Source organism: Segatella baroniae B14 (genome assembly GCF_022024235.1).
Taxonomy (GTDB): domain Bacteria; phylum Bacteroidota; class Bacteroidia; order Bacteroidales; family Bacteroidaceae; genus Prevotella; species Prevotella bryantii.
Genome location: NZ_CP091799.1, coordinates 2,223,207 through 2,237,301 on the forward strand (window position 1 = coordinate 2,223,207; position 14,095 = coordinate 2,237,301).

Sequence of the window (14,095 nt, forward strand, 5' to 3'; positions counted from 1 at the left end):
AATTGTAATTTATCAAAATAGATATTAGCTATGAAGCATTTCCCTTATTTTTGTCATCTTTTGTTGCCTTAGCAGTGAGAATGTTTTGTCTCGTCCATCAATATAGTCAAAGAGCTTGAAGGATTTAGTGAGTAGTATGTCGCGTAAAGGCTGTTGTTTGATAGCCCCCTCTGTATACCAAAGGTCTGCCAGCATTTTTAGTTTTTCTAACTGTCTATAGTCCTCCCATTCTTGACGAGCATAATCGATGGCTTCTTCTACGGTTAAATTTCTTAATATATCATAATCGCCTACATATTGCCGATAAAGATCTTGTATTTCTTCATCAGTCTGCTGTTCTTTCTTCTTATTTAAAAATCGTTGAATGGCTACAGCAAATTCCTCGATTATTTTTAAAAAATAGTCTCTTTCAAGCATGATTAATTTCTTGTATATAGTTCCATAATTGATGATAAAAAGGGTGTTTGCTCATGGTCTGGGCATTTCCCAATATGATGAGTTTCATCCTTGCTCGTGTAATGGCCACATTCATTCTTCGTAAATCGTTGAGGAATCCTATTTGTCCGTCATCATTTGCTCTTACCATGGAGATTAGTATGATATCACGTTCTTGACCTTGGAAACCGTCTACGGTATTTACGGAAATAAACTTACGGTATGGTTTGAAGAATTCTCGTTTTCGTATCAGTTTTTTCAAATATTGTACTTGAGCGCGATACGGTGAAATAATACCTACATCAATGTTCTCGTCCAATATTCGGGTCTTTCCGATTTTTTGGAAATATTCTTCTAATGTTCGGAGTGTAAGTTCTGCTTCACCTTTGTTAACTCGTCCAAAATTTTCTCCTATAAATTGTTCTTTGAACGATGGTTCATCTGGTCCTACTTCGATTTCACTCGTATCTATCCACATCATCGGATCTTCGTAGTCGAGGATACCTCGATACTTTATTTGTGGGGCAGTCTCTACTTCTCCATGATAGAAATAGTTACTTGAGAATTGCATGATTTGTTCATTCATGCGATATTGTACCTTTAAAAGGGTGACTACTTCTGGTTTGTTCTCCACAATTCGTTCCATAAGCGTTTTGCCAAGTCCAGCTTTTAAGGCTGCCAAACTTTTTATAGTAGGTGGCAATTGACAGTGGTCTCCTGCCAGAATCACTCGTGTAGCTCTTCTCATAGGTATCCAGCAAGCTGCTTCCAAAGCTTGTGCTGCTTCATCTATAAAGAGAGTACCAAACTTTTGTCCTTCTAGGATTCGATTTGCCGAGCCTACTAAAGTAGACGCAATAACACGGGCTTCTCCGAACAGTTGTGTGTTGATGCGTATTTCTAGTTCTGTGGCGCGAGCTTTAAGATGTTCCAACTTTTGATGGTATCGGTCATCTCTTCCTTTTTTCTGGCTTCGAAGTTGTCGTATAGTTTTGCGAATAGCCCATAATTGTGGATAGTCGGGGTGTGCTTCGAATCGGCGTTCATATGTAAATGATAGCATTTGCTCATTTACTTTAGTCGGATTCCCAATACGTAGTACGTTGATGCCTCGGTCTACGAGCTTTTCGCATATCCAGTCTACAGCCATATTGCTTTGTGCGCATACTAAAACCTGATTTTCACGCATCAAAGTTTCATTGATAGCTTCTACGAGTGTGGTAGTCTTACCTGTTCCTGGCGGCCCATGAACCACTTCGACATCCTTAGCCCAAAGTACTTCGTTTACAGCTTTCTCCTGAGATGGATTTAGCCACGGAAAACGAGTTGGTGCAAAAGTAAATCGTTCAGCTTTTTGGTGAGAATAAAAAAGATCTCTTAAGTAGGCGAGACGATTATTTTTGGCATTGATAACTCTGTCGATAGCCTCAAACATCAGTTTATAACTTGTCTCGTCAAAAAAGAGTTGTATGCCAATAGGGTTTGCGCAACCTTGAATGTCAATGATACTTCCTCCTTCGGGAACAATAAGGACCATTCTGTCTCCATCTACGAAACTGACGGTACATGTAAAATTAAAGTATTTTAATTTACCATCGTCTGTTACTTGGAAAAAGGCGGCAGGCCGCCCGAATTCAAAATTATGTTCGATTTCGAGATCGGTAGTTCTGGCGATTTCTAAAGCGTTCTGATTGAGTGAGTTATAGAAGCTTTTACCGACTTTCACGGGAAACCATGCATCGCCTCTTTTTACTTTTCTGGTAATGCCTATAGTTTCAGTTTGCTTGCGGAATGCTTCTTTTTCCGCATAATACTCCATTTGTAGGAGCGCGCGTTGGCGCATTAAAGCTTGTATGGGAGATTCTTGTACACTCATTATGATGCAAAGGTAATAAAAAGAAAAGAGAAGAGGTGAGGGGAGATAGGATAATTTTATTAACTTTGCGATGTTATGGAAAAAGAAATGATTCTTCTTAAAAATTTATCAATAGGATATAGGCAGAAGACTGATAGTCGGAAGGTACTCAAGGATGTTAATCTTTCTATCTTTTCGGGTGAGTTGGTATGTCTTCTTGGTCCCAATGGTATTGGAAAATCTACTCTGTTACGTACATTATCAGGATTACTCCCTAAGTTATCGGGCACTATTATGATTAATGGTCGAGCATTAGAAGAGTATAGTGAGAAAGAACTTTCTAAACAGGTGGGGGTTGTCTTAACTGATCATCCACAACTTCGTAATATGCGTGTAGAAGAATTAGTTGCTTTGGGGCGAGCACCTTATACTAATTTCTTCGGGGGACTGTCTTCTGAAGATAAGGTTTTTGTCGATGAAGCTATATCTTTAGTGGGGATAGATAAGTTAAGAGGACGAATGATTCGTGAACTAAGTGATGGCGAGCGACAAAAAGTGATGATTGCTAGAGCTTTAGCCCAGCAGACACCTGTAATAATTTTGGATGAACCAACTGCGTTTCTTGATTTTCCAAGTAAGGTAGAAGTAATGAAACTATTAAGAAATTTAGCTCATGATATGCACAAGACGATTTTATTATCAACTCATGATCTAGACTTGGCTGTGAGATTAGCTGATACTTTACTTCAAGTTGCAGATTCTGGAATCCAAAAGGTAGATTGTCAGCAAGTTGAGAAGGAAATGAGCCTTCTGTTAGATATCTGATTTTGATAGTCTGATAATGGCTTGCGATATATAGCCACGTCTTGTAGCATTAATGATATCAATAGGTTTATAAGTCGGTATTTATTGATTTTTTCATTTATTACTAACTTCTATATGCTTCGGGAGTGTTACCTGTGAGTTTGATAAACATTTGTCTGAATCGGCCTGCAGAGCAATATCCCAATTCTTGTGCTATGTCCTGTTCGCTCTTGTTTGTACCAAGAAGTAACTGTTTGGCTAATTCAATTCTTCTTAAATTGATATAGTCGTAGAAATTTTTTCCTGTTTCATATTTTAACATGTCATTAAAATATGCACTGGAAAGACCCAGTTTTGTCGAGAATTTACAAGTACAAGGAGGATTACAACTGTCATATTTCTGACTCGTGAGATATTGGTCTATCATTTTTTGGGCTTCGTTCATTTGTAGACTAGACGCATCATGACGAGTAGTAAACTGACGGTTATAATACCGGCAGCAGTAATTGAGTAATGTCTCAATCTTATTGCATATTATGGTTGTGCTGTACTTGTCTATACCCCATTCTAATTCATCTTGTATACAGTTGAAAGCTTGTAAAATTTGTTTCATTTCGCAAGAGGAAAGGTGTAGAGCTTCATTTTCTTTATATTTAAAGAAAGTATAATCTTTAATTTTTGTAGCCAATGTGGTGCCACATAATAATTCTGGATGGAATACAAGCATGGTACCGTATTTTTTTGTTGTTTTATCCGTATCTAAAGCTATAGCTTTATCAGGACTCCTAAAAATCAGTGTTCCATCAGAAAAATCGTATTTTTTTCTGCCGTAGCAATAACTATCTGCATCAATTTGACGCAGAATGACAGCATAGCTACCCATTTCTAGTTGAATATCTTCCTGTTCATAAGCTAGATTGATTATACTGACAAGGGGATGTCTTGTCTTTTCATGAAACTTTTTGTTACATGCACAGATAGAATGTATTATATTTTTCAAGTTTTTCCCAATCTTTTAAGTTATAAAAGAGCCATTTCTTTACGAAATTGTGATGGCGTTTTTCCCACATTTCGTTTAAAATAGCGATTGAAATGTTGCGAATACTGAAATCCCAGCTGATATGCTATTTCATTAATCGTGTTGTCTGTCCCGGCAAGAGACTCTTTTGCTAAATCGATAATTTTGGCTTGTATATGTTCTTGTGGAGTTTTTCCAGTTTCTTTTTTAACAAGATCACCGAAATAGTTTGGCGATAAAAAACATTCTTCAGCGAAATATTTTACTGTAGGTAATCCTTCCTGTTCTGCCCTGTTTCCTGTAAAATACTGGTCGAGTAAATTCTCAAATTTATCAAGCACATCCAAGTTTGCTGCTTTACGGGTAACAAATTGCCGTTCGTAAAAACGCATACAATAATCTAGTAAGAGCTCTATATTTCTACAGATTAGCTTTTTGCTATGTTTATCAATAGGACGCTCTATTTCCATTTTTATTTTCTCTAAGCAGTCTTGGAATATAACTTTTTCGTCTTCACTCAGATGTAGTGCTTCACGTGAAGAATAAGAGAAATAGTCATACTGCTTAATGTTGTGTCCTAAAGAAGTTCCTCTAATCAAGTCTGGATGGAAAAGAAGTCCTAATGCTTTAGGTTTGTAATCAGCTGCAGGCTTGAAGTGTATAATTTGTCCAGGGGCAAATGCTGTAACTGTACCTTCTTGATAATCATATGGTTGTCTGCCGTAGGTAATGTCACCGCAGTATGACTGTTTCAGCCAGATAGAATAAACTTCATATTCTATGGTTGTTTCTTGACAAGCTTTTGTCAATTCTGATTTCGACATATCAACAACGGCAACTAAAGGATTTTTGGTGGAAAATCCCATTAATTTGTTGTATTGATCAATGCTGTCAACGATGATAATTCCATTCTCTTCCATATCTATATAGGGTTTATGGGTGCAAATATATGATATTCTTCTCTAAATGGCAGTACATCGATTACAGAATAATGTATCGTTATTACCTATCGACCGATTTTCACCATTTATTTACACAAATATAACAAAAATCTCGAAGAGTCACGTGGATATATCTTATCTTTTTACTACCTTTGCCGAGAAAATTAGAACTGGAAATGAATAAAAAACAGATTCTCCTGATTAATGATATGGCAGGATATGGTAAGGTAGCAACAGCTGCAATGTTACCTATTCTTTCATATTTTGGTCATCCTACATATAATTTACCTACTGCACTTGTGTCTAATACGTTAGATTATGGTAAATTCAACATTCTTGATACTACTGATTATATCAAGGGTGTATTTCCTGTATGGCGTGAGCTTGGGTTTCGTTTTGATGCAATAGCTACAGGTTTTATTGCTAGTGAGTATCAAGCTTCTATCGTTAGTCAATATTGTCAAGAAGAGGCTGCGAAGGGGACAACAATTTTTGTAGATCCTATTATGGGTGATGAAGGAAAATTGTATAATGGAGTGACACCGGCAACAATCAAAAGTATGCGCGAAATGTTGAGTGTTGCACATCTTTGTTATCCTAATTATACAGAAGCTTGTTATCTTACAGGTCGTGAATTTGATCCTGAAGGTGTTAATATGGATGTAGCTATGAATCTAATCGATCATCTTCGTAAGATTGGTTCGAAGTCTGTTCTGATTACAAGTATTAAAGTTGATGGTGACCCTTCCGTAGTGGGATATAATCATAACACTGATGAATATTTCCAACTGCAGTATACCGAAATACCAGTTCATTTCCCAGGTACAGGAGATATTTTCTCAGCTATTTTGATAGGGCATTTATTGGACGGTGAACCATTGAAGGATAGTACGCGCAAGGCTATGGATGGCGTGTATAAACTGATAGATGCTAATAAAAACAATGAAGATAAAAACCGAGGTATACCTTTGGAAAATTATCTCAATATTTTGTAAGAATAATAAGTAAATGGAGTGGTTTCAACAGCTCTTTAGTGTACATTCCTCAATTCAGACAGTAGTAGTTCTTTCTTTAATTGTTTCGCTGGGTCTGGCTTTAGGAAAATTTCATGTTCGGGGAATATCCTTAGGGGTGGCTTTTGTCTTCTTTGTAGGTATTCTTGCTGGTCATGTAGGTTTTAATATCGATAGTACGACTCTCGATTATGCAGAAACATTTGGCTTATCGCTTTTTGTTTATTGTCTTGGACTTCATGTCGGTCCAAACTTTTTTGGCTCATTGCGTCATGAAGGCTTATCTCTTAATGTATGGAGTCTTGCTGTAATTCTGTTAGGTACCATTTTCTCTATGGTTATGGTTCCTATTACGCATGTTGATGTGCCTAATATGGTGGGCCTTCTTTGTGGTGCAACAACAAATACCCCAGCTCTTGGTGCTGCAACACAGGCATTAGAGCATTTAGGTGTTTCTTGCAAAAGTGTCGCTTTGGCTACAGCTGTCACTTATCCTTTGGGCGTGTTAGGTGTAATTGTGGCCATGGTGTTACTTCGAAAACTCTTTGTTAAACCAGAGGATTTGGAAATAAAGCCATTGACAGAAGATGATCATACGTTTATTGCTCAGTTTGTTGTTGTTAATCCAGCGGTAGCTGATAAAACGATAGCTGAAATTTCGGAGCAGACGCATTTGAAATTTATTATTTCTCGTATTTGGCGAGCTGATGCTGTTATTGTGCCTCAGGCAACTACCAAACTGGAACAGGGTGATAATATTCTTGTAGTAACATCTAAAGAAGATGAGGCCGCGATGGAGCTACTATTTGGTAAGCGTGTACCAAAAGATTATAATAAGGATATGATCGATTGGAATGCGATGGATGCAAATGTTGAGAGTCGTGTCATTGTATTGACTAAACCTGGACTAAATGGTAAGTTGTTGGGCAAATTGCATTTACGTACTTCTTATGGCGTCAATGTAAGTCGTGTTATTCGTGGCGATATTAAGTTGCTGGCTACGAATGATCTTCGCTTACAGTATGGTGATCGAGTTACAGTTGTAGGTTTGCATGAAGATGTTAATCATGTTGAAGATTTCTTAGGTAATTCGGTTAAAACGCTTAACGAACCTAATTTAGGCAGTATTTTCCTTGGCATTATTTTAGGCTTGGCTTTAGGTACAATCCCTATTTTAATACCAGGAATGGCTACTCCTGTTCGTTTGGGTATTGCTGGCGGTCCTATAATCATGGGTATTATCATTGGAGCTCTTGGCCCTCGTTTGCACATGATATCTTATACAACTCGAAGTGCTTCTTTGATGCTTCGCAAATTAGGCTTGTCACTTTACTTGGCTTGTTTGGGTTTGGATGCAGGTAAGGATTTCTTTGCTACAGTAGTTCGTCCAGAGGGTATCGCTTGGATTATTATCGGTTTTTTGATAACAGTTATTCCGGTTATTATTATTGGTTTGATAGCCTTGAAAAGTAAGAAATATGATTTTGGAACGATCTGTGGTATTTTGTGTGGTAGTATGGCTAATCCAATGGCTTTAGGTTATGCTAATGATACTTTAAAGGGCGATACTGCCAGTATTAGCTATGCTTCGGTCTATCCTTTAGGCATGTTTGTCAGGGTTATTATTGCTCAAATTCTGATTATGTTTTTTGTATAATTATATCTTATTTCTGTGGTGAAATAAGTGTATAAAAAAGAGATCCCATCCAGTAATACTGGTATGGGATCTTTCTCTACTTGAATTAATTTTAAGGTATTAGAAGAGAACTTTTTGTTGAAGTTGTTATTGACAAGTACGTCTATACCATACGGTATTTTCTAACCCTGTGTTTTCATAGTTGGACAAATTTTATAATCTCACATCTTATGTAATCCAGTTACGATGACGTAAGCATATTTATCCTAATATTAAATCATATAGTTAAAAAGATTGGTCTTGTTACAGTTTAATAAAGTATATCTTTTTGTTTGCAAAATTACTATGTTTATCACAAAAAGGCAAACTAATTTTTTACGGGAACGACAATTTTGCCAAATTTGTAACAAAAAACGAGTCTTTTTGCTTATATTTTTGGCAAATTGAAAGTTTATAACTACTTTTGTGTTAATTTAAGTCGATTTAAGTTTATAGCTTTTTTAATGAAATATTTAATAGTAATATTGCTGTTGTTTTGTAATGGATGGATATTAACAGCTGCTCCTTTACAAAATAGTTCGTTAGCCAATATAAAAAAACAATGCGAATACGAAAGAGGTGTGTCTGATTATAAAGCATTAGTTTCTTCTTCTTCCCTGTTGATATCTAAAGCCCGGAAGGAAAGTAATTCTGCCTATGAAGCCTATGGATTGTTTTATAGTGGACTCTCTAAAATGTTTCAAGGTGATATTCATGGTTCACAAAAATTTTTGGATCAAGCGATGCATTTAGCAGATGAGCTTCATCATGATTCTATAAAAGCGATGGTGATGAATGCTCGTGGTATCTATCATGCTATGGTTTCTAATAACAGCTTTATTGCCCAACAATTCTTTTTCAAGGCGTTAGAGTATGCTAAAAGAGCTGGTTATGAGTCAATTTGTTATCGCATTTATGGTAACCTTCTTACATTGTCACAATCTAATGGATATTCTGGAGCGCTTAAGTATGCAATTAGTGTTTATAATTATGGTAATAGGATAGGTGATGCTGAGTATACGTGTTTAGGTACCTATTATATAGCCATGTATTATTTGCATAAGCATAGATATACTGAAACAGAGAAATATATTCAAAAAGCACTCGAAATCTATCGTTCTTTCCCTTATGCAGATATATCTTCTGTATATGTTCTTTATGCTAAGGTTATGTTAGCAAAAGGAAAATTGTTGGAGGCTGAAGGATTTTCTAAAAAAGCATTGGTACTGGCAAAAAAGAATCATCAACCACATCTTACCGTGGATGCTTATATAATATATGCAGAAACTCTTTATCAAAGAGGTGAGTATGTGCGGTCTAATCATTTGGTGAATGATGCTCTTAAACTTGCCAATAAGATAGGGGTTACTAATAAATCGGTCGAAGGATATGAGTTACTTTCACGTAATTATCGTGAGATGGGTGATAAAATACATTCCTTGATGTATTTGGAATATGCACATGCCATTTTAAATCGTCTTGTAGGTGTTAATATGGATAGATTGACGCATGAGCTAACTATGATGCAGGATATAAATCGTAAGGATCAGGAGGCGGAAAAAAGAAAAGTACAAATGAAAGAGCAGCAGACTTTTAATTTGATGCTGGGTATTATCATCTTTATCCTTTTGGCTTTATTGATAGTTATTTATGTTAATACTCGCCACCGTAATCAGCTGTATAAAAAAATCGTGATGCAAAATACGAAAGCTATAGCTCGTCAAAAAGAGTTACAGGAAATGCTGGTAAGACAGTCTGAAAAGGAAAAAGAGGTGCTGTCGATGGATGATGATAAGTTGAATGGTCTTTATCAGCAGCTTTGTGAATTGATGGAACATAATCGTTTGTATACCGAACCACAACTTACTCGTGATAAGATGGCAGAGCGTCTCCATACTAATCGTACTTATTTGTCTAAGGTGATAAAAGATAAGACTGGTATGAATTATCTGCAGTTTGTAAATTCATATCGTATCAACGAAGCTGTTAGAATACTGTCGGATAAAAATATGATTTCTTATCCTTTGAAGCAAATATGGAGCGATCTTGGTTTTAGCTCACCTTCTACTTTCTATAAAGTTTTTCAGCAAGCTGTTGGTATAACGCCTTCGGTTTATCGTAAACAGTTTCTTGAAATGGAGGATCATGTGCATAACTCTATGGAAGAATTTGTTGATAACTCTGTAGATAATGTAGAAAATTGTTGATAACTCACTTTTTTGTGTTTATAAGTATTATTTTAGGTTGATAAGTATGTTCTTACTTGTTTATAACTCAAGAATAATTTGTTTATAACTCAAGGATTTTTTGTTGATAACCGTGGAAAAGTATAGTAAAACTTCTTGTGGTATGATACTATGTGTGTAAAAGCTTAGCACTTTTTGGTTAAGCTTTTACTTAAAAAGGAGCTTTATATTCAAAATGAATTCGTTTTCCTGTTGAGGGGTGTGTAAACTCAAGGTATTCAGCATGTAGGTATAATCTATCTGCTGGCTTACCATATAAGTTATCCCCAAGTATTGGGTTGTTTAAGCCTTCTTCATGTGCGCAATGCATGCGTAATTGGTGAGTTCTTCCTGTTAAAGGATAAAGCCATACACGATTTTGAGCAATAACCTGATATTTGGTTATTGCCTTTTTCCCATTCTTTTTATCCACTTTTTGTCGTGGCCTGTCCATGATATCAGGTAATAGTGGTAAATCAACTATACCTATAGATTGATCAGGAATATGTTCCAATAGAGCTACATATCTTTTTTTGATGGTGTGTTCTGCAAATTGTTTTTGTAAATTGATGTAGGCTTCTAAATTTTTTGTTACAACAAGTAAACCACTAGTTGCCATATCCAATCTATGAACAATCATAGGACCGGTCGCTTTTGGATATCTTTCTTTTAGTATCGAAAGTACAGATTCCCGAATATTTTTTCCTGGAACACTCAACATGCCAGCGGGTTTGTATACTACTATCAAATCATGGTCGCTATATATTTCTTCAAGTTCTTGTTTTTTTTGCAGGTTTAGTAGATTATCCTCTATGTTTAATCCTTGTAGCATCCAAAGAAGAATAGGTTTACACTTGCCATTGCAGGCAGGGTAGTAATGAAGGTGATGTCTAATTTCTGTTTTAGGTGATGGTCCCCACCAGAACATGGCCATGCAGATAGGTTCATAGTGGTTTGCAAAGGCATATTGTAGCAACTTAGGTTCACAACATTCTCCACTTCCTGCGGGCGGTATTTTGGCTGCTGTATCTTGGAATATATCCAATAAATTTTTGGTCTTTCCTTCTTTGTTTAATATATTGAATTGAGAGAATAGCCATTGCTGAAGTTGATCAGACTGTTGTTTTCTTGACAGTTTTAGAAGAGCTATCTTTTGGTCGTTCTTCTCTATTTCTTGGCGAAGCAGTTGTAGTTTTTCTTTATATTGTAGCTTGGCACGATGTACTTCAGCCTTCAAGTATTGGCTTTCACGTGTCATTGTCAGCTGTTCTTCTTCTGTGAGAATTCTTGTTTGACGAGTTTTATCCCTTTTTGCTTTAGCAATTTTCATAGCGGTTTGTTTTTCTACTATTAGGGCTTTGCTCTTTTCTTCCAAATTTTGATATTCTTGGCGTAATTTAAGCTGTTGATAACTTGTTGATAACTTTGTTATCTCTTTATTAATCAGTGAAATACGATGTTCATTAATTTTGAAATACCCTTTCGGATTCAAGTAATCAAAAACAGCAGGCACGAAGTAGTTTTCTTCAGAAATATGCTTTTCGTCAATAGCTTCTATCTGTCCGCTATAGGCAGCTAAATAGCCAAGTTCTTCTCCTCTTTTAACGATTAGTGTACCAAACATTTTTCCCTCGTTCAATTGTAGCTGTGGAATATGGGCTTGTATTTCTTTTGCTGCAAGTAGACATAGTGGATGAGGCTCGTAGAAAAATGGATTGTTCATTTTCTCGGGCAGTGGAATATCGGTATGAAGAGGATGAAAGGACATGGCTTTTATTTGATTAATGATATTATTTCAGTTTGCTTCGGTTTAGAATTGTTATATTCTTGCCATCTATTTTAATAGCTCCTACTTTTTCAAAGTCAGAAAGAACACGTAGAAGCGAGAACTTTTGAATGCCAAATGAATCTGCGATTTCTTGGCGTGATCTTAGTAAGTGAATTTTGTTACTACCTTGCTCTCCTGATTGTTCCAAGAGTAGGTAAGCTACTTTCTCTTTAATAGTAAAGAGTGATAGTACTCTCATCTTTGTTGTGAGAAATACATCAATATTAGAAAGTACTTCAATAAAATTCATGCGTATTTTTTCATCAGTATCAATTATGCTTTTGAGAGCTTGTGGCGACAACCGTAGGATTTCAACTTTTGTATCAGTTTCTACACTAACAGGCATCGCTTTATTCTTAGCAAAGATAAAGGCTGGTGCAACTAGGTTGCCTGGTTTTAATCTGCTTACCTCTACCTGTTTACCAGATAGAGATGACATACGGCAGATTAATATGCCACGGATAACAAAGTCTGCATGAAGGCAAGGCATACCAGCTAAAGTAAAGACATCTTTTTTCTCATATACCACCAGTTTGTAGTTTACTCTCGACATGACCATTTCTATATCCAAAGGTTCCATACCCTTGAATAATGGGCATTTTTGTAGTGTCTCTAAAACGTATTGTTGCATACTATATCTTATTAATAGCGCAAAGATACTGTTTTTTGATGGAAAAGTAAAAAATAGCAGTCTTCTTATAATGTAAAAAGGGGTGGAATATGTATCCCCCCCCCCTTGATGTATTTAGAATAATTATTTATGATAATCTGCTTATGTTTCCATAGATTATAAAACGAGTCTCTCTATGAATGACAGATTAGGCTTCTTTTTATTTTTTCCTCCAAAGCTTACTCATATCTTCTAGTGATTTACCTTTAGTCTCAGGAACAAGTCTCCATACGAATATTGCAGCAATTACACAGATGACGCCATATAAACCATAGGTAAACCAATGACCGAAATTGTCTCCTTCGGACAAGTGCATATTAAACATTGGTACGAAACTTGAACTGACAATCCAATTGAATATCCATTGGAAAGCTACAGCGATAGCTACAGCTTTTCCACGTATAGTATTTGGGAAAATTTCAGCGATGAGAACCCAACAGATAGGTCCCCAACTGAACATGAAAGAAGCACTATATACCATAATAGAAATCATAGTAACCAAATCAAGAGTAGGGTTGCCAAATGTCAAAGCTACGCCAAAAGCACCGATAGCCATACCAATACTTCCCCAAATAAGCAATGGTTTTCGACCCCATTTTTCAACAGTAAATACAGCTACTAATGTGAAGGATATGTTAACTATGCCCATGATGACGGTTTGTACCATAGGGTTCTGCATGCCCATATCTTGGAAGATACGAGGAGCATAATATAATACAGCATTGATACCGACTGCCTGTTGGAATACGCTAAGCATGATACCTATAAAAATACACATGAAACCATATGAAAGCAATTTCTCGGTTTTCTCGGTCATGGTATTGTGGATATCGTTGATAATTTGTTCTGCCGTGTTTTTTCCATTGATTTTAGTCAGAATAGATCGTGCAAGTTCTACTTTTCCCGTCATGACTAGATAGCGAGGAGTTTCTGGTACAAGACAGATAAGTATTGTAAATAGACCTGCTGGTATAGCTTCACTACCAAACATATAGCGCCATCCTGTAGATGCTGTCCATGAAGCTGCTTCTGGATTCATAATTTGATTGACGCCATTAACCAGCTCAATAATAGGGTTAACATGGTTGCCCAAGATGATAAAGTTGACAAAGTAAACAACTAATTGGCCAAAAATAATAGCAAATTGGTTGAAACTAACGAGCATACCTCGGATATCACTTGGTGCGACCTCACCGATATACATTGGGCAAATTGCAGAGGCTAAACCTACACCTATACCGCCAATGATGCGATAGATGTTGAAGGTGACTAATAGATTTAAAGTAGCCTCTCCGTGATTAAAGAAGACAAATTCCGGTTCCATGCTTCCCAAAGCGGAAATAAAAAACATGGCGCCTGCAAAAATCAAGGACTTCTTTCGTCCCCAGTTCGAAGCGAGTATACCAGATAAGCCACTACCGATAATACAACCAATCAAGGCGCTAGCACAGGTAAATCCATGCCAGCCATCGGTATAGTTAAAGTCTTTTGCACTCATAAAAAAGGCCTGTAGGCCCTTTTCGGCACCTGAGATGACAGCTGTATCATATCCGAAAAGAAGTCCGCCGAGTACAGCTACCAAAACAATAGAAGTTAAATAGAGTTTACTTCCTTTTTCTGTTTCTTGCATT

General features: G+C 36.5%; 11 protein-coding genes. 4 read left to right on the top strand and 7 right to left on the bottom strand.

Annotated features, from left to right (window positions below):
• Window positions 1–24: 24 nt before the first annotated feature.
• Window positions 25–417, bottom strand: coding sequence for a hypothetical protein (locus L6469_RS09520; protein WP_006282680.1), 393 nt, complete (start codon window positions 415–417; stop codon window positions 25–27).
• Window positions 410–2,311 carry an AAA domain-containing protein gene (locus L6469_RS09525; protein WP_039870641.1) on the bottom strand — a complete coding sequence of 634 codons (1,902 nt, stop codon included), beginning with the start codon at window positions 2,309–2,311 and terminating at the stop codon, window positions 410–412. The genes L6469_RS09520 and L6469_RS09525 overlap by 8 nt, the downstream gene beginning before the upstream one ends.
• 87 nt (window positions 2,312–2,398) lie before the next feature.
• Here L6469_RS09525 and L6469_RS09530 point away from each other — a divergent pair, with 87 nt between their 5' ends.
• A complete protein-coding gene (locus tag L6469_RS09530; protein ID WP_039870667.1) occupies window positions 2,399–3,115 on the top strand; it encodes an ABC transporter ATP-binding protein in 717 nt (238 codons plus the stop codon).
• A gap of 103 nt (window positions 3,116–3,218) precedes the next feature.
• On the opposite strand, the gene L6469_RS09535 is transcribed toward L6469_RS09530, so the two are convergent.
• Entirely contained in the window at window positions 3,219–4,094 is an 876-nt protein-coding gene (locus tag L6469_RS09535) for a helix-turn-helix domain-containing protein (RefSeq protein ID WP_143031339.1), read from the bottom strand.
• Window positions 4,095–4,114: 20 nt separating this feature from the next.
• A complete protein-coding gene (locus tag L6469_RS09540) occupies window positions 4,115–5,032 on the bottom strand; it encodes a helix-turn-helix domain-containing protein (protein ID WP_006282676.1) in 918 nt (305 codons plus the stop codon).
• A gap of 197 nt (window positions 5,033–5,229) precedes the next feature.
• On the opposite strand from L6469_RS09540, the gene L6469_RS09545 reads away from it, so the two are divergent.
• The 3 genes from L6469_RS09545 to L6469_RS09555 all read left to right on the top strand — a co-directional run bounded on the left by L6469_RS09545 (window position 5,230) and on the right by L6469_RS09555 (window position 9,948).
• The gene (locus L6469_RS09545; RefSeq protein WP_006282675.1) at window positions 5,230–6,048 is read left to right on the top strand and encodes a pyridoxamine kinase; all 819 of its coding nucleotides are present in this window, start codon (window positions 5,230–5,232) and stop codon (window positions 6,046–6,048) included.
• Between the two features lie 13 nt (window positions 6,049–6,061).
• The gene (locus L6469_RS09550) at window positions 6,062–7,723 is read left to right on the top strand and encodes a putative transporter (protein WP_006282674.1); all 1,662 of its coding nucleotides are present in this window, start codon (window positions 6,062–6,064) and stop codon (window positions 7,721–7,723) included.
• A gap of 482 nt (window positions 7,724–8,205) precedes the next feature.
• A complete protein-coding gene (locus L6469_RS09555; protein WP_006282673.1) occupies window positions 8,206–9,948 on the top strand; it encodes a helix-turn-helix domain-containing protein in 1,743 nt (580 codons plus the stop codon).
• 190 nt (window positions 9,949–10,138) lie between these two features.
• Here the strand turns inward: L6469_RS09555 and L6469_RS09560 are convergent, their stop codons facing one another.
• The 3 genes from L6469_RS09560 to xylE all read right to left on the bottom strand — a co-directional run bounded on the left by L6469_RS09560 (window position 10,139) and on the right by xylE (window position 14,094).
• On the bottom strand, window positions 10,139–11,734 hold the full coding sequence (locus tag L6469_RS09560; RefSeq protein ID WP_006282672.1) for an RluA family pseudouridine synthase: 1,596 nt from the start codon (window positions 11,732–11,734) through the stop codon (window positions 10,139–10,141).
• 22 nt (window positions 11,735–11,756) lie between these two features.
• Window positions 11,757–12,425 (bottom strand): Crp/Fnr family transcriptional regulator, encoded by a 669-nt coding sequence (locus L6469_RS09565; protein WP_006282671.1) that lies wholly within the window; start codon window positions 12,423–12,425, stop codon window positions 11,757–11,759.
• Window positions 12,426–12,624: 199 nt separating this feature from the next.
• Window positions 12,625–14,094: a D-xylose transporter XylE gene (xylE, locus tag L6469_RS09570; RefSeq protein WP_006282670.1), complete on the bottom strand. Its 1,470-nt coding sequence runs from the start codon at window positions 14,092–14,094 to the stop codon at window positions 12,625–12,627.
• Window position 14,095: the final 1 nt, after the last annotated feature.